The 14380-nt window shown below is 68.7% G+C and carries 19 protein-coding genes and 1 pseudogene; 8 read left to right on the plus strand and 12 right to left on the minus strand.

Annotated features, from left to right (window positions below; all coding sequences use genetic code 11):
* Positions 1-105, plus strand: a pseudogene (locus A5659_RS27750) (sulfite exporter TauE/SafE family protein); the annotation flags it as partial.
* 31 nt (positions 106-136) lie between these two features.
* Here the strand turns inward: A5659_RS27750 and A5659_RS13215 are convergent.
* Positions 137-1222, minus strand: a complete 1086-nt coding sequence (locus A5659_RS13215; RefSeq protein WP_067181648.1) for a glutamate--cysteine ligase — start codon at positions 1220-1222, stop codon at positions 137-139.
* Between the two features lie 22 nt (positions 1223-1244).
* Positions 1245-1682 (minus strand): anti-sigma factor antagonist, encoded by a 438-nt coding sequence (locus tag A5659_RS13220; RefSeq protein ID WP_067181656.1) that lies wholly within the window; start codon positions 1680-1682, stop codon positions 1245-1247.
* A gap of 154 nt (positions 1683-1836) precedes the next feature.
* Here A5659_RS13220 and A5659_RS13225 point away from each other — a divergent pair, with 154 nt between their 5' ends.
* A complete protein-coding gene (locus A5659_RS13225; protein ID WP_067025285.1) occupies positions 1837-2454 on the plus strand; it encodes a TetR/AcrR family transcriptional regulator in 618 nt (205 codons plus the stop codon).
* Here the strand turns inward: A5659_RS13225 and A5659_RS13230 are convergent, their stop codons facing one another.
* Both A5659_RS13230 and A5659_RS13235 read right to left on the minus strand, forming a co-directional pair.
* Positions 2455-3120, minus strand: a complete 666-nt coding sequence (locus tag A5659_RS13230) for a DedA family protein (RefSeq protein WP_067181659.1) — start codon at positions 3118-3120, stop codon at positions 2455-2457.
* Between the two features lie 3 nt (positions 3121-3123).
* Positions 3124-3966, minus strand: a complete 843-nt coding sequence (locus A5659_RS13235; RefSeq protein ID WP_082976050.1) for an SGNH/GDSL hydrolase family protein — start codon at positions 3964-3966, stop codon at positions 3124-3126.
* 50 nt (positions 3967-4016) lie between these two features.
* On the opposite strand from A5659_RS13235, the gene A5659_RS13240 reads away from it, so the two are divergent.
* Positions 4017-4835, plus strand: a complete 819-nt coding sequence (locus tag A5659_RS13240) for an IclR family transcriptional regulator (protein WP_067181666.1) — start codon at positions 4017-4019, stop codon at positions 4833-4835.
* On the opposite strand, the gene A5659_RS13245 is transcribed toward A5659_RS13240, so the two are convergent.
* The 5 genes from A5659_RS13245 to A5659_RS13265 are packed head-to-tail and all read right to left on the minus strand — an operon-like array spanning position 4820 to position 8481.
* The gene (locus A5659_RS13245; RefSeq protein WP_067181669.1) at positions 4820-5551 is read right to left on the minus strand and encodes a class II aldolase/adducin family protein; all 732 of its coding nucleotides are present in this window, start codon (positions 5549-5551) and stop codon (positions 4820-4822) included. The two genes, A5659_RS13240 and A5659_RS13245, sit on opposite strands and share 16 nt — an antisense overlap.
* Positions 5548-6342 carry a 3-(cis-5,6-dihydroxycyclohexa-1,3-dien-1-yl)propanoate dehydrogenase gene (hcaB, locus tag A5659_RS13250; RefSeq protein WP_067181673.1) on the minus strand — a complete coding sequence of 265 codons (795 nt, stop codon included), beginning with the start codon at positions 6340-6342 and terminating at the stop codon, positions 5548-5550. The genes A5659_RS13245 and hcaB overlap by 4 nt, the downstream gene beginning before the upstream one ends.
* Complete coding sequence (locus A5659_RS13255; RefSeq protein ID WP_066882209.1) at positions 6339-6605, minus strand: dihydrodiol dehydrogenase; 267 nt, start codon at positions 6603-6605, stop codon at positions 6339-6341. Before A5659_RS13255 ends, hcaB begins: the two co-directional genes overlap by 4 nt.
* Complete coding sequence (locus tag A5659_RS13260) at positions 6602-7138, minus strand: 3-phenylpropionate/cinnamic acid dioxygenase subunit beta (RefSeq protein WP_067181677.1); 537 nt, start codon at positions 7136-7138, stop codon at positions 6602-6604. Before A5659_RS13260 ends, A5659_RS13255 begins: the two co-directional genes overlap by 4 nt.
* Positions 7135-8481, minus strand: a complete 1347-nt coding sequence (locus tag A5659_RS13265) for a Rieske 2Fe-2S domain-containing protein (RefSeq protein WP_067181681.1) — start codon at positions 8479-8481, stop codon at positions 7135-7137. Before A5659_RS13265 ends, A5659_RS13260 begins: the two co-directional genes overlap by 4 nt.
* 276 nt (positions 8482-8757) lie before the next feature.
* Between A5659_RS13265 and A5659_RS13270 the strand changes: the two genes are divergently transcribed.
* The 5 genes from A5659_RS13270 to A5659_RS13290 all read left to right on the plus strand — a co-directional run bounded on the left by A5659_RS13270 (position 8758) and on the right by A5659_RS13290 (position 12833).
* Positions 8758-9729, plus strand: coding sequence for a Rieske 2Fe-2S domain-containing protein (locus A5659_RS13270; protein ID WP_067181684.1), 972 nt, complete (start codon positions 8758-8760; stop codon positions 9727-9729).
* Positions 9726-10211, plus strand: a complete 486-nt coding sequence (locus A5659_RS13275; RefSeq protein ID WP_066866110.1) for a hemerythrin domain-containing protein — start codon at positions 9726-9728, stop codon at positions 10209-10211. The genes A5659_RS13270 and A5659_RS13275 overlap by 4 nt, the downstream gene beginning before the upstream one ends.
* Before the next feature lie 66 nt (positions 10212-10277).
* Complete coding sequence (pcaH, locus tag A5659_RS13280; protein ID WP_067181688.1) at positions 10278-11051, plus strand: protocatechuate 3,4-dioxygenase subunit beta; 774 nt, start codon at positions 10278-10280, stop codon at positions 11049-11051.
* A complete protein-coding gene (gene pcaG / locus A5659_RS13285) occupies positions 11044-11607 on the plus strand; it encodes a protocatechuate 3,4-dioxygenase subunit alpha (RefSeq protein WP_066882199.1) in 564 nt (187 codons plus the stop codon). The genes pcaH and pcaG overlap by 8 nt, the downstream gene beginning before the upstream one ends.
* Positions 11604-12833: a lyase family protein gene (locus A5659_RS13290; protein WP_067181691.1), complete on the plus strand. Its 1230-nt coding sequence runs from the start codon at positions 11604-11606 to the stop codon at positions 12831-12833. Before pcaG ends, A5659_RS13290 begins: the two co-directional genes overlap by 4 nt.
* On the opposite strand, the gene A5659_RS13295 is transcribed toward A5659_RS13290, so the two are convergent.
* The 3 genes from A5659_RS13295 to A5659_RS13305 all read right to left on the minus strand — a co-directional run bounded on the left by A5659_RS13295 (position 12821) and on the right by A5659_RS13305 (position 14216).
* The gene (locus A5659_RS13295) at positions 12821-13468 is read right to left on the minus strand and encodes a TetR/AcrR family transcriptional regulator (RefSeq protein WP_067181694.1); all 648 of its coding nucleotides are present in this window, start codon (positions 13466-13468) and stop codon (positions 12821-12823) included. The two genes, A5659_RS13290 and A5659_RS13295, sit on opposite strands and share 13 nt — an antisense overlap.
* 96 nt (positions 13469-13564) lie before the next feature.
* Complete coding sequence (locus A5659_RS13300; protein WP_066882193.1) at positions 13565-13828, minus strand: hypothetical protein; 264 nt, start codon at positions 13826-13828, stop codon at positions 13565-13567.
* Positions 13829-14006: 178 nt separating this feature from the next.
* Positions 14007-14216 carry a hypothetical protein gene (locus tag A5659_RS13305; protein ID WP_197497999.1) on the minus strand — a complete coding sequence of 70 codons (210 nt, stop codon included), beginning with the start codon at positions 14214-14216 and terminating at the stop codon, positions 14007-14009.
* Positions 14217-14380: the final 164 nt, after the last annotated feature.

Genomic DNA, 14380 nt, shown 5'->3' on the forward strand with positions numbered 1-14380 from the left:
CTGCTCGGCGCGCGCTACGGGCGGCGGTTGTCGGGCAATGCGCTGCGGGCGATCATCGTGGCCGTGGGACTGATCGGGCTCTATCGCCTGCTCGCGGTGACCTGACGGGAAATCACGTACACCAACGCGATTCGTGTCAGCTCAGCGTCGCCGCGGCGGCTTCGGCGATGACATCGGACACCTCGCCGCGCTTGCGCCACGTCCGCAGCTGACGCATCGCCCCGTTGCCGTCGGCTACCACGCGGGTGAGTTCGTCGCGAACGCGGTCGTATTCGCCCAGCGATTCCAGGGCCGGCCGCACCCGCCGCACCAGCGCCCCCAGCTGCTCGGCCGCCGGTACCGCGCCGCGGCCGTGGATCAAATCGAGTGTGTGGCCGGACAATCCGTCGTGTGCGGCCTTCCAGTACGCCGCGCGCAGCGCGCCGGGTGGCAGCCGCCGGGCGTCGTCGGTCGAGTCGAGGGCGGTCATCACCGCCGCCCGGATCAGGGTGGCGAGCAGCACCGTTTCGGCGACGGTGGCCGGCACGTCGGCCACCCGGACCTCCACCGTCGGGAAATCGGCGGAAGGGCGCACGTCCCAATAGATCATGTCCTTGTCCAGGATCACCCCGTTGTCGACCAGCATGCGCACGGCGTCGTCATACTCGTCGGGCGAGGCGAAATAGGGCGGCGCCCCGGCGGCGGGCCACCGCCGCCACAGCACGCTGCGCCAGCTCGCATGGCCGCTGTCCGCGCTGCGGTACACCCGTGAATTAGCCGACAGCGCAAGCAAAGTCGGCAACCACGGCCGAAGCCAATTGCTGACATGGATGGCCGCGGCACGGTCGGGCACCTGCACGTGCACGTGGCATCCGCAGATTCCCTGCTCGTGGGCGATCATGCCGAACTCTTCACCGATCCGCCGGTAGCGCGGGGTGTCGGTGACCGGGAACTCGTGCGGCGTGGAAGGCGGCAGGCCACAGGCCAGCAGCGTAACCCCGGCGGCCTCGGCGGCCTGCGCCGCGGTACGCCGCAGCCGGCTCAGCTCCGCGCCGAGCTCGGCGCTGGTGGCCGCCACGTTCGACGTGGTTTCCACCTGGCAACTGCTGAGCTCGAGCTGCAGTTCGACCCCGCGCTTCTTGGCCTCTGCGGCCACGGCGGCGTTGTGCGGGGCGGGCTCGCCGGTTCTCGGGTCGATGAGGAGGAATTCCTCCTCGGCACCCATCGTGGGATGGTCGGCCATTGAGCCGGTTACGGCCCGGTGTCTACCAGCGGTCAGCCGCGGACAGCGCGGAGTCGACGGTGGGGTAGATGGGCAGCACGCCGGACAGCCCGCAGGCGTCGACGATGCGGGCGACGAGCGGCTCGCAGCTGACCAGGCGTAGGTCGATGCCGCGGTCCTGGCAACTTTTCGCCTCGTCGGCGAGGACCTCGAACGCGCAGCAACCCATGAAGTCGAGCCCGGTGACGTCGACCACGAACGGGCCGGGGGCGGTAACGCCGCTGGCCGCCTCGCGCACCAGGTGGCGCCAGGTGCCCTCGTTGCAGGCGTCGACCTCGCCGCCGGCGTAGATCACCACCGACGGGCCGCTGCGATCCGCGGTGGCCCGCAGAGTGCTGTTCGGGTCGCCGAGTTCGTAGACAAGTTTTGTGCTCAGCGTCAGATGAGTGGTCGGCATCGCCTCGACAATGACGGAATTCATGATGGACCCCCTGATCGACAGGCGTCGCAGACGCCTCGATGGTGCCCGTCCTAATGTCTGAAGACAGACTGTTCGCGGATGCGAATCTCATTTCTATAACGAGACAGGGCGGTCTGTCTACCTGCAGGGGCCTAAGAGTACGGTAAGGCCTGGTATGACAACTCCCGATGTCGGAACCCCGGCCGCGTCGCCCCGCGAACGCGTTCTGACCGCGGCGTATGACCTGTTCAGCAGGCGTGGCATCCGCGCGGTGGGCACCGACGAGGTGATCGGGCGGGCCGGTGTCGCCAGGGCGACGCTGTACCGCCATTTCGCGACCAAGAATGACCTGGTGCTGGCGGTACTGCAGCGTCGCGAGGAGCTCTGGACGCACGGGTTGATCGAGGAGCAGTCGCGGCAGCGCGGCAGCACCCCCGAGGAACAGTTGCTGGCGATCTTCGACGTCATGCACGACTGGTTTCAGCTGCGCGACCGGTACGAGGGCTGCTCGTTCATCAACGTGCTGCTCGAGCTGGGGCCCGAACATCCGATCGGGCAGGCCTGCATCGGCCACATCGAGCACGTCCGCGACATCGTGCGTCGCCGCGCCGTGGCGGCGGGTTTGACCGACGTCGAGGACTTCGCGTCGTCGTGGCACATCCTGATGAAGGGCGCCATCATCCTGGCCGCCGTCGGGGATCTCGACGCCGCGCTGCGCGCCCGCAAGATGGCCCGCGCGTTGATCGACGAACACCGGCCGCCGCTGGTGGCGGACACCGGCGAGGCCGTCTAGTCAGACGCTGTCCGGCGCGGTGCTGCCGGCCTTGCGGTAATGCTCGACCTCCAGCTCGGCGATCATCCGAGATGTGCGTTCCCGCAACAGGATTGCGGCGGTCAGCCCGGCTACGACGGCGATCACCAGCCCGATCCAGGAGAACCGTTCCAGCCAGCGTTCGGCGGCGATTCCGGCGAAGTACACCAGTGCGGTGGTGCCGCCCGCCCAGCAGATGGCGCCCGAGACGTTGGCCGCCAGGAATCGGGGGTAGTGCATCTTCAGCGCACCCGCGAGCGGCCCGGCCAGGATCCGCAGCAGTGCGATGAAGCGGCCCAGGAAGACGGCGCGAACACCCCAGCGGTTGAACAGCTTTTCGGCCAGCGCGACGTGTCCGGGCCCGAAGTGTTTGGGGAACCGCCGCCCGAGCCGGTCGAAAAGCGGCATGCCGAAGCGGCGTCCGATCGCGTAGCCGATCGAATCGCCGATCACCGCGCCGATCACCGCGGCGATGCCGACCCCGAGCGGATTGACGGCCAGGTCGTGGTGCGACGACATCAGCGCCGCGGTGACCAGCACGATCTCACCCGGCAGCGGAATGCCCAGGCTCTCGATCCCGACGACGCCGCCGACCACCAGGTAGACCGCGAGCGGCGGAATCGAGTGCAGCAGGGGCTCGAGATTCATGCGTCAAGGATGCCTGACCGACCTCGGTTCCGTGCCTTGAGGTGCGCGGTCGAACTCGCGCGGGGTGTCCAGCCCCGCCAGGCGCGGACGCTTGGGTTCGCGCCCGTCGTACGACGAGAGGCCGCGCAGCCGCCGCCAGATCCACGGAAAGAAACTCTCCTGCGTCCAGCGCCACTGTTCGTATGTGCCGGCCGCAAAGGAACGCTGGGCGGGGTTGCGGCGGCCGAGGGCCCAATCATGGTTGCTGTCAGGCAGATTGAGCGCCTCGGCGGCCGCATCGGCGAACAGGATGTGGCCCTTGGTCGAGGCGTGGACCCGGTCGATGGCCCAGGTGTCCAGCTCGCGCATCGAGGGCGCGTTGTACAGGTCGACGAGCGCGAACCCGTAGCGGTGGGCGGCCGCGGTGATCGCCGCGTTGATGCGGGCAAGCCGCCCGGCCACCAGCCACCCCAGGGGCAGGAACTGGGCGACGTTCGGGAAGGTCGTCGTCACCACCGTCGCCCCCGATTCGGCCAGCGCGGCGTAGACGTGTTCGAGGTCGGCCAGGGCGGGGCGAAACGATCGCCCGGGCTGGATGACGTCGTTCATCCCGGCGCACACGGTGATCAGGTCCGGGCGCATCGCCAGCGCCTGTGGAAGCTGCTCGGTGAGCACGTGGTTGATCCGCTTACCGCGGATCGCCAGGTTGGCGTATTGCAGGCCGGGATAGAGCGAATCGACCCGCACCGCGAGGCGGTCGGCGAACCCGAGCAGGCCGACGGTGTCGTCGCCGTCCCACAAGCCCTCGGTCTGGCTGTCGCCGATGGCGACGTAACGGCGGTATCCAGCGCGAACAGCCCCGCTCACGCAGCCGAGAATAACCCGAATCAGCGCCCATAACTGGTTACCGTGGACCCATGCCACACAAGCGTGAGCCGGGCGCCGGGGACGCCGCGACGGCGCCGGACGCCGATTCGCTTGCGCCGCAGTACCCGATCGAGTCGGTGGACAACGCGCTCAAGCTGCTGCTGCTGTTGGGCGAGCGGCCCCAGATCCGGTTGAGCGAGGCGACCCGCTATCTGGGTGTGGCGTCGTCGACCGCACACCGGTTGCTGGCGATGCTGGCCTATCGCGGGTTCGTCCGGCAAGACCCGGTGTCCAAGGCGTACCTGCCCGGCCCGTCGTTGACCGGGGTGGCGTTCGCGATCTTCGGTCGCATCGACATCGCCCGATCCGCCGCGCCCGTCATGCGCAGCCTGTCCGAACAGCTGCGTGAGACCGTGCACGTCGGAATGCTGGACGGGGCCAGCGTGCGGTTCGTTGCCGCGGTCGAGGGGCCGGCCGCGGTGCGGGTCGCGTCGCGGCTGGGCCGGGCCATGCCGGCCCATTGCACGTCGACGGGCAAGGTCATGCTGGCGCAGTTGCCGTCACCGGAGTTGCGTGCGTTGTTGCCGGGCGAGCAGCTTCAGCGGATCACCGCGCATTCGATCGGCAGCCGCACCGAGTTGGAAGCCGAGCTCGCCGGAATCCGCGAGCGCGGTTACGCCACCAACTCCGAGGAGAGCGAGGAAGGCGTCGCCTCGGTCGCCGTGCCGATCCCGAGCCGCGCGCCGGGGCTGCGGCTCGCGCTCAACGCCGCGGCGCCGCAAAACCGGCTGGACGCCGCCCGGTATCCGGTGGTGGCCGCCGCACTTGTGGCGGCCGCCAAGGAGATCGGCGATCAGCTCGGCTGTTGATCGCCCAGGCGTGCCACTTCGTGGCGCCAGGCCGCCTCGGCGGTGAACGCGGATCCCAAGTCCGGCAGGTCATCCCAGTCCGCGTCGTCGATGTCGCGCAGCGTGCCCCCGGCCGCGCGCACCCGCAACGACATCCGGGCCAGCGCGTCGAGGCTGATGGCCTGCAGCACCGCCTGCGCCACCGTGGCGGCGGCGCTGGTGATTCCGTGTCCCCGGCAGATCACCACCGGACGGCCGCGCATCGCCGCCACCATCTCCTTGCCCAGGCGCGAATTTCGGATCAGCACCGCGCGTTCGTAGACGGGGACGCCGCCGCGGGCCAGCCGGGCGCCGGGGATGTCGTAGGCGCCGTAGATGGGCCGGATCGTGATGCCGGCCAGGTCGGCGGCGACCACGTCGGGTGGGTGCAGGTGCGCGACGGCGGCGTGCCCCGGATCGGCCAGCATCGTCTCGACGTGGATCGGCAATTCGTTGGGTACGCGGTAGCCATCGAGTTCGCCTGGGGCGCCGGCGGTTCCATCGAATCTGATGAGCCGGATGTCGCCGGGCCGGGTGAACGCCACCCCGGTGTCGGCATCGCTTCGGCAGCGCACCAGCAGGTGCTCGTCGTCGATTCGCAGGCTCAGGTGGCCGAGGACGCCGTCGACCAGGCCGCGGGCCGCGGCGACGCGGCAGCCCTGCGCCACCACGGCGCGGTGCTGGTCCAGGTCCGTCATCGCGGTGCGCCCAACCCGAATCCGCCGTCGGGTCGCACGGTTTCGCCGGTGATCCCGCGGGACCGTTCGGAGGCCAGGAACACGTAACTCCACGCGTGGTCCTCGCCGGTGAGCGCGACGCGCAGGGGAGTGCGCGCGGCGATGTCGCTCGCCCGGCCCGGGCTGTCGTCCAGCCGGGTCGCGTCGAGTCCCAGGCTGGACAGGCCACGCAGGTCGGTGTTGAGCGTGCCGCCGGGTGCCACCCCGTTGACCCGGATGTGCGGGGCCAGTTCGTGGGCCAGCGCCGAAACCAGGCCGCGCACAGCGAATTTCGACGACACGTAGAGCACGCCGCCGCGCCCGGGGTAGAACGACGACGCGGACTCGGTCAGCACGATCGAGGATCCCGGCGCGGCCCGCAGGGCCGGGGTCGCCGCCTTGACCGATTGCAGATGGCTGAGCACATTGGTGCGAAACATCTCGTCGAACGCCTCGGCAAGCGCGTCGGCCTCGATGTCGCCCACACCCCGGTAGAAGTCGAACACCCCGACGCAGTTGACCAGGGTATCCAGCCCGCCGAAGGTATCCACCGCGGCGGCGACGGCCCGGTCGTTGGCCTCCCGGGTGGTGGCGTCGCCCTCGATCACCGGCACCTGCGGCAACTGCTGGCGCAGCGCGTCGCACTTGTGTGGATCACGTTCCAGCACGGCAACATTCGCACCCTCGGCGCCGAAGGCCGCCACCACGGCCCGTCCGATGCCCGAACCTGCGCCCACGACCAGGGCACGTTTGCCTTCCAGCCAGCCGGTCACGGCTGGGGTTCGCCGTCGTCGGGCAGCAGTGGCGCCTGGGAATTGCCGACCATGGCAGCCAGGGTACGGGGGTTCTGCCAGGTCAGTGCCTCGATTTCAAGGGCGTCCAGGGTGATCCACTGGCCGGATCTGGGTGCGCTGATCAACAGCCGTGACCCGTTACGGGTGTCGACCCGGCGCACCACGACCTCGGTGAATTCGTTTGCGACACTGATCGCTTCGCCGACCGCGCCGTCGAGCAGCCGCTGCAGCTCGTCGTTCATAAGAACACCGCCAGGTTCTGCATCCGTAGCACCGACTCGTCGGCGATGATCTTGCGCCGGGCCAGCTTCAGTGTCTTTTTGGATTCATCACTCCAGCGCAACACGTCCTCGCGCCCGCAGGACAGCAGGGCGCCGTCGTTGACGTCGCCCCGGCTGCGGAACAGCAGCTCGGCCGATTCGACGACCAGGTGCGCTGTGTCTTCTGGGTCGTCGGGCTCAAAGGTGCGCACGTTGGTGATGAAATGGCGCAGCCGCGACGGTGGGTCCTCCGCCCACGCGTGCTCGGTGCCCATGCGCGCGACCCGCTGGCTCAGCGAGTATTTGTCCTCGTCGAAATGGTCCATGCCGGGTGAGGTGTCGAACCCGGCGCCGCGCGCGGTCGTGACGCGCACCGGCATGACGTAGCGGACGTCGTCGGTCAGGGTGTCCAGCCACGCCTCATACCGCTGGGCGTCGAGCAGGTATGCCTCGTCCACCAGGAACTGATGCGCCTGGAGATGACGAATGTCGTTGAATGGCAATGGCTTTCTCATGCCGGGACCCGCTGCAGATAGTCGGCCCACATGTTCAGCAACGCTCGCTGGTTGTGTTCGTTGTAGCCGACCTGCGCGCGGCCGGGCCCGTGGAATGCGTTGGGCGGCAACGCCTCGATGACCGGGCGGTCGTCGGCGAGCAGACCCATCCTGCTGTTCAGCAGCAGCCGTCGCGCCATCGAGCCGCCCGCGGTGGTGGTCAGCGACACCCAGTTCTCCACGTCGTCTTGTTCGAACATGCCGGTCGACCCGAAGCACATCAGATACGCCTTGTACGAGTCTTGTTTGTACTGCGGCGCAGCGGCGGAGTCCACCGCGAACCACGAGCACACCTCGGTCTCGTTCGCGCTGATCGGCTGCCACAGCCGGATGGAGATGAACGGCAGCACCTGCTCTTCCCGGTCGTGCACCTTGGGCCAGTTGTGCACGAAGCTGAGGTTGGGAAAGCAGGTGGCGGCCGAGATCATGAAGCCGTCCTCGCCGACCACCCGTTGCTGTTGCGGTGTCCAGACGCCCTTGATCCGGCCGATCATGTCGTCGGGATAGCCGACGTAGCGCATCCGTTCCTCGAAGCCGCCCGGCGGAAGTTTGTAGGTGGTGCCACCGCCGCGGTGGGCCCAATAGGTGGCGCCGTCCTTGCGCTTCTGCGCTTTCGGCTCCCGGAACAACCCGATGTCGACGATGGACGCGTGGGTGTGCGGGGTGTGGTACATGTCGCCCGCGAAGTTCTCCGCGCCGATCTTCCAGTTGGCCTTGATCCGCCAGCGTTGCGGCCCGCGCACCTCGACGCCCCCGGCGCTTTGCCTGGTGTAGTAGTCCAGATAGAACCTGAAGTCGCCGAGGAACTCTTCGAGCGGTTCGGCGCCTCGGTCCATGTTGATGAACAGCAAGCCGTTGTAACTGGCGAATTTCGGTGCGGGCAACAGGGTTTGGCCCTTGGCGAAGCCCTCGTCGCCGCCGTAGGCCTCCCGGTGAAACGGCAACCCGGTGAGCCGGCCGTCGTTGCGGTAGGTCCAGCCGTGGTAGGGGCAGCGGAAGTTGGAGGCGTTTCCCATCTCCGCGCGACAGACCTGCATCCCGCGATGCAGGCACATATTGAACAGGGCCCGCACCGTGCCGTCGGAACCTCGGGTGATGATGAACGAATCGTCGAGCACGCGGCGCACCATGTAGTCGCCGTCCTGCGGGATCTCCGACTCGTGCCCCACGAACGTCCACGCCCGGGCGAACAGCCGCTGCTTCTCCAGCGCGAACAGCTCGGAGTCGTTGTAGATGTGCGCGGGGATCATCCCCCGGCGCACGTTCTCGAACACCTCGACCAAGTCGGGGCACGGGTCTGCCATTCCGGTTCTTTCTGTTCTACAGAAATGTTCTCCGCTTAGTAGAGTCCCGCAGCCGAGGGCGCAGGTCAATCACCAGGCAGCCAGGCCACCAGGTTTCTACAAGAATGCTTGGTGCCAATTCACAGGTTGCACACAACTACGCGGCCGAAGCCCGCGGCTACGGTGGTTCACGACAGCCACTCCGCGCCCGTGAGCGCGGCGTAAACAACGGGTAATCATTCGGTTTTGCGGTGATTAACCGTGGTTTTCTACTGATCTGAGGAAGGAACTGGTGCCATGGTTGGTCGGCCACGGGGGGGTCGATTGCAGCAGGTCGGATCGAGGGTCCTGGCCGCTATCGGGCGCCAGGAGTGGATCGACCGACCGAGCTATCGGTTCGAACACCTGCTCAGCTTCGCCTACAACGGGCTCGGCGGCGCCCGCAACACCGTCACCAACGCGCTCAACGGCGTCTGGCTGGGGCACCCGGTGCACCCGCCGCTGGCGTCGCTGACCAGCGGCGCCCTGAGTACGACGGTGGCGCTCGACGCGCTCAGCATCCTGCCCGGCCAGCCGGCATCCGAGGTCGTCGACGCCTCCCGATTCGCCTCGCGCGCGCTGGGGGTGGGCATCCTGGCCAGCCTGGGCTCGGCCCTCACCGGTGTCACCGACTGGCAGCACACCCACGAGGAGGATCGCCGCGTCGGCGCGGTGCACGGCCTGGTGAACGTGGCCGCCACCGCGCTGTACCTGCAGTCCTGGTGGGACCGGCACAAGGGCCGCCACGGTCGCGGCATCGCGCTCACCGCCCTGGGCTACGCCATTACCGTCGCCGGCAGCTACCTGGGCGGCGCGCTGGTCTTCGAGTCCGGGATCGGCATCGACCAGTCCGGTCCGCGGCTGCGCACCTCCATGTGGACGCCGGTGCTGCCCGCGAGTTCGTTGAACGGCAAGCCGGTGCGCGTCGAGGTCGACGGAGTGGGCCTGGTGGTCTGCAAGACCAAGCCCGGTGAGGTCGCGGCGTACGGCGAATTCTGTCCGCACCTGGCCGCGCCGATGGCCGACGGTTGGTTGGACCGCGGCCGGCTGGTTTGCCCCTGGCACGGTTCATGGTTCGCTGCCGAGTCCGGCGAGGTGGTGCGCGGTCCGGCCGCGGCGCCGCTGCCGTGTTACGAGGCCCGGTTGGTCGACGGAGTGGTCGAAGTCCGCGGCGAGCGGCAGCCCGCTCCGGGCGGCGCGGTAGGGATCGCCAAAGGAGGAGTCAATTGAACGCCTACGACGTCTTGAAGGAACACCACATCGTGATCAAGGGCCTCGGCCGCAAGATCAGCGACGCACCGGTGAATTCCGAAGAGCGCCATGCCCTTTTCGATGACCTGCTGATCGAACTCGACATCCACTTCCGCATCGAGGACGACCTGTACTACCCGGCGCTCAAGGATGCCAGCAAGCTGATCGCGGTCGCCCATGCCGAGCACCGCCAGGTGGTGGACCAGCTTTCGGTGCTGCTCAAGACGCCGCAGAGCGCACCCGGCTATGAGGACGAGTGGAACTCGTTCAAGACCGTGCTGGAGGCGCACGCCGACGAAGAGGAACGCGACATGATCCCGGCTCCGCCGGAGGTGCAGATCACCGACGCGCAGATCGAGGAGCTGGGCAACAAGATGGCCGCCAAGATCGAGCAATATCGCGGCTCGGCCCTGCACCGCCTGCGGACCAAGGGCCGCGCGGCGTTGGTGCGCGCCCTCTAAACGTCTGGTCGGCGACATCGCCCGCTTGCGGGATTCGGTGGGCCACCGAGAGTAGCCTCACGGCACATGGACGCCGAGCGGGTCGCTTGCCAGGCTGACATCACGGCGGAGATCGCCCGCATCGCAGCGCAATACCGGGGCACCGCCTCGGCTGGGGCGCACCACGGGCAGCCGCGGCTCGACTACCCGCCGTACCGCGGCACCATGCTGCGCCATCCCAAGCAGCCCCTGGTGGTCGTCGATCCCGAGGGCGTCGAGCGCTGGGCACCGTGCTTCGGCCATCAGGACGTCGACCCTCGCGACGCCGACCTGACGGCCGGCCAGGCGGGCCAGCCGATAGGGGAGCGCGTCGTCGTCACCGGACGCGTCCTGGACTCCGCCGGCCGGCCGGTCGCGGGCCAGCTGGTCGAGATCTGGCAGGCCAACGCCGCCGGGCGCTACCGCCATCAGCGCGACCAGCACCCGGCGCCCCTGGACCCGAACTTCACCGGCGCGGGCCGCTGCCTGACCGGGCCGGACGGCAGCTACCGGTTCCTGACCATCAAGCCCGGCCCGTACCCGTGGCGCAACCACCACAACGCGTGGCGCCCGGCGCACATCCATTTCTCCGTTTTCGGAACGGCTTTCACCCAGCGACTGGTCACCCAGATGTATTTTCCGGGCGACCCGATGTTCGAGCTGGACCCGATCTTCCAGTCGATCCTCGATCCCGCCGCACGCCGACGACTGATCGCCCGCTACGACCACGACCTCACCGAGCCGGAATACGCCACCGGGTACCGGTGGGACATCGTGCTGGCGGGCGCTGCTCGGACCCCGGCGCAGGGCGAGCATGACTGAATTCCCCTGCACGCCAGGGCAAACCGTCGGCCCCTTCCTCGATCTGGGACTGCCGTATCCCGGTGACAACCTGATGGTCGACGCCGGCCACCCGGGGGCCATCCGGCTGCACGGCACCGTGTACGACGGGGCCGGCGTCGCCGTCCCGGACGCCCTGGTGGAGCTGTGGCAACCCGACTCCGCGGGAAACGTTGTGCGGCAGCCCGGTTCGCTGCGCCGCGAGCACGCCCTGTTCACCGGATGGGGCCGCTGCGCGACCGACCCCGACGGAACCTACTCCTTCACCACGCTGACCCCCGGCCCGGCGGCCAGCGGGGCGCCGCCGTTCTTCGCGCTCACCGTGTTCGCGCGGGGACTGCTCAACCGGCTGTTCACCCGCGCCTACCTGCCCGGCGCCGACCCGCACACCGATCCGCTGCTGGCGGCGGTCGCCGCCGAACGCCGCCCCACATTGTTCTGCGTCGCCGAAAACGACGGCGCCGCTTACCGATTCGACATCCATCTGCAGGGCCCGGCCGAGACCGTGTTCCTGGCGTACTCCGAAGGCGCGCGATGAGCAACCTGTTGTGGCCCGGTGACCATCGCGCCGGTGAGCACCTGACCGACGCGGCCCTGCTGGGATCGATGGTCGCGACGGAATCCGCGTGGCTGAGCGCCCTGGTGGCCGCCGGCCTGGCTCCGGCCGGCTGCGCGGCGGCGGACCTGTCGGATCTGGTGACACCCCACGATTGCGAGGCCCTGGCGGTCGGCGCCGAGGACGGTGGCAACCCGGCCATTCCGCTGGTGAAGCTGCTACGACAGCGGGCCGAACCGGCCGTCGCGCCCTGGATTCACCGCGGACTCACCAGCCAGGACGTCCTGGACACCGGCCTGATGCTGGCCGTGCGCGCCGCCGTCGACGACCTGACAACCCAACTGGCCCAGCAGATTTCCGCGCTGTCCGAACTCGTCACCCGGCACCGGGCCACCCCCATGGTGGCCCGCACGCTCACCCAGCACGCCGCGCCCACCACCTTCGGCGCCAAGGCCACCGCCTGGCTCAACGCGACCGTCGACGCGTTCGAGCGGGTGGCCGCGCTCACCACACCGATCCAGATCGGCGGCGCCGCAGGCACATTGGCGGCGACGACGGAGCTGGCGACGTTGCTCACCGCTACCACCGACCCGGCCGGGGTCGCGCTGCAACTGGTGCACGCCACGGCGACCGCACTGGGCCTGGCCGAGCGGCCCGTGTGGCACACCGCCCGCGCGCCCGTCACCGCGGCCGCGGACGCCTTCGTCGGCTGCACCGACTGCTGGGGCCGCATCGCCTCCGACGTCGTCACGCTGGCCCGCCCGGAGATCGCCGAACTCGGCGAGCCGGCGGTGGCCGGCCGCGGCGGCTCGTCGTCGATGCCGCACAAGCGAAATCCAGTGCTCTCCATCCTGATCCGCCGTGCCGCGATCGCCGCACCCCCGTTGGCCGCGACGCTGCACACCGCGGCGGCGCTGACCGGCGACGAACGTCCCGACGGGGCATGGCACGCCGAATGGGACACCCTGCGCACCCTGGCCCGGCGCACCCTGGTCGCGGCATCCCACAGCGGCGAACTGCTCGCGGGGCTGACCGTACACACGCAGCGGATGGCCGAAAACCTGGCCGCAACGGACGTTTTGGGGGAGCAGCGGGCGATCGCCGACCTGGTGGGCAAGCAGGCGTCCGCCACCTACGTCGGCGCCGCCGACCGGCTGATCGACGCGGGCCTGAGCCGTGCGGCAACGGCGCTCGCTCAGCGCTGGTAGATGCTGGCCAGCCAGATGTGCAGCAGGGTGTCGATCACCCGGTCTTCGGGGACGGCCCCATCCTCGGCGGTGAACGCCGCGGCCATCATCCGCTCGCTCAACATGTTAAGCGCCACGGACAATTCCGCGGCCGGGATGGTGTCGGGGGCGGCGCCGCGGCCGCGCTCGGCTTTGATCGCGATGGTGGTGTAGGCGATCCAGCTGCTCATGAGCGCCGACCACAGCTGCCGCACCTCCGGGTTGGTCGCCGTGGCCGCCGCACCGGCGACGGCGACCGCCCGGTGCGACCCGGACACCTCGAAGAACGATTCGATGCGCGCCCGCCAGATCGCTTCGGGGTCACCGGATGACACCACGTCGAGGGCGCCCAGCGCCGCCTGCGCCTTGCCGTTCATCTCGTCGAGCAGCGAGAGCAGCACCGCGTTTTTGGACCGGAAATAGAAGTAGAAGGTGGGCCGCGAGATCCCGGCGCCTTTTGCTAGATCGTCGACGGAAAAGTCGGCCAGCGGCCGTTCTTGCAACAGCCGCTCGGCGGTGGCGAGTATCGCCTGCTCGCGGTCGTCACGACAGTGGTGTGACGCGCGGCGGCCCCGCGAGGCCTGCGGATACCGTGTTTGTGTCGGGAGGTCGGACACGCCCGTAACTGTTGGGCACGCCGATATACGTCACCAAAACTGTCGATGAAAACCAGCAATAATGTCGATTAAGAACCGCGCTTTGCTGGCGACTTCTCAGTCGGCCACCGCGATCTCGATGGACAAGCACTCGCTGAGCGCGTGCGCGGCCGCCCAGTCGCCGCCGCACACCGCGCGCTCGAGCTCGTCGACCAACGGGCTGTCGGCACCGAGGTCGGCCAGCCACGCCGCCACCGTCGCCGTGATCTGGTGCGCGGGCACCCGAGCGATGTGTCCCTTGTGGAGGCGGTCGGTCAGCTGGTAGATCGTGGCCGTCGGCCTGCGCTGCGACCAATGAACCATCCATTTCGGTGAATTCATCGTGCCCTCCCCGCTAGCCTCAACGACTCATCCGACCCCGGCGGCGCGTTCAGCTCTAGGGCGCAATAGTACGTCTGTACCAATGCGTTGGCCGGTATTTTCGCCGCGCGAAATCGCGTTTTTTTGAGGTTTTTGGTCATCGGATCGCCTACCTGGCCCTACGGAAATAACGGTTGGGTCAATGCCGCGCCATCGTGGCGCGGCCCCGGTCCATGATGCGTTCCAAAACGTTGTGGGACAGGTCGCCGTCGTTGGCCACCCGTACGAGGCCCCGCCGTCGCAGGAACACGTCGAGCCGTCGGTCCGGTGACCAATCGGCGTAGATCGATCCGAGGTAATGCGACTGCAGGAAGTCCGACGCCAGCGCCTCGAGGTCGGACTCCGTCAACAACGGTGGGGTAACACCCATAGCCGGCAATCTCCTTTGTTCTCCCCGCAACTGCCGCAGCCAAGTTACGTCAGGGGGCGTCACTAAACCGTCACGCACAGATTGCGGAACGGGCCCAAAGTCGCCGGGAGTGCAAAGGCGAAGGTCGAAGCGGTGCAGCGGAT

Source organism: Mycobacterium sp. 1165196.3, assembly GCF_001673415.1.
GTDB classification, from domain to species: Bacteria; Actinomycetota; Actinomycetes; order Mycobacteriales; family Mycobacteriaceae; genus Mycobacterium; species Mycobacterium europaeum_A.

Excerpts from the sequence above, each read along its gene's own strand:
- A5659_RS13245 (WP_067181669.1), bottom strand. The coding sequence starts at position 5,551 with ATGACGGACCTGGACCAGCACCGCGCCGTGGTGGCGCAGGGCTGCCGC.
- A5659_RS13265 (WP_067181681.1), bottom strand. The coding sequence starts at position 8,481 with ATGGCAGACCCGTGCCCCGACTTGGTCGAGGTGTTCGAGAACGTGCGC.
- A5659_RS13255 (WP_066882209.1), bottom strand. The coding sequence starts at position 6,605 with ATGAACGACGAGCTGCAGCGGCTGCTCGACGGCGCGGTCGGCGAAGCG.
- A5659_RS13225 (WP_067025285.1), top strand. The coding sequence starts at position 1,837 with ATGACAACTCCCGATGTCGGAACCCCGGCCGCGTCGCCCCGCGAACGC.
- A5659_RS13270 (WP_067181684.1), top strand. The coding sequence starts at position 8,758 with ATGGTTGGTCGGCCACGGGGGGGTCGATTGCAGCAGGTCGGATCGAGG.
- A5659_RS13300 (WP_066882193.1), bottom strand. The coding sequence starts at position 13,828 with ATGAATTCACCGAAATGGATGGTTCATTGGTCGCAGCGCAGGCCGACG.
- A5659_RS13290 (WP_067181691.1), top strand. The coding sequence starts at position 11,604 with ATGAGCAACCTGTTGTGGCCCGGTGACCATCGCGCCGGTGAGCACCTG.
- pcaH (WP_067181688.1), top strand. The coding sequence starts at position 10,278 with ATGGACGCCGAGCGGGTCGCTTGCCAGGCTGACATCACGGCGGAGATC.
- A5659_RS13260 (WP_067181677.1), bottom strand. The coding sequence starts at position 7,138 with ATGAGAAAGCCATTGCCATTCAACGACATTCGTCATCTCCAGGCGCAT.
- A5659_RS13230 (WP_067181659.1), bottom strand. The coding sequence starts at position 3,120 with ATGAATCTCGAGCCCCTGCTGCACTCGATTCCGCCGCTCGCGGTCTAC.
- pcaG (WP_066882199.1), top strand. The coding sequence starts at position 11,044 with ATGACTGAATTCCCCTGCACGCCAGGGCAAACCGTCGGCCCCTTCCTC.
- A5659_RS13220 (WP_067181656.1), bottom strand. The coding sequence starts at position 1,682 with ATGAATTCCGTCATTGTCGAGGCGATGCCGACCACTCATCTGACGCTG.
- A5659_RS13240 (WP_067181666.1), top strand. The coding sequence starts at position 4,017 with ATGCCACACAAGCGTGAGCCGGGCGCCGGGGACGCCGCGACGGCGCCG.
- A5659_RS13215 (WP_067181648.1), bottom strand. The coding sequence starts at position 1,222 with ATGGCCGACCATCCCACGATGGGTGCCGAGGAGGAATTCCTCCTCATC.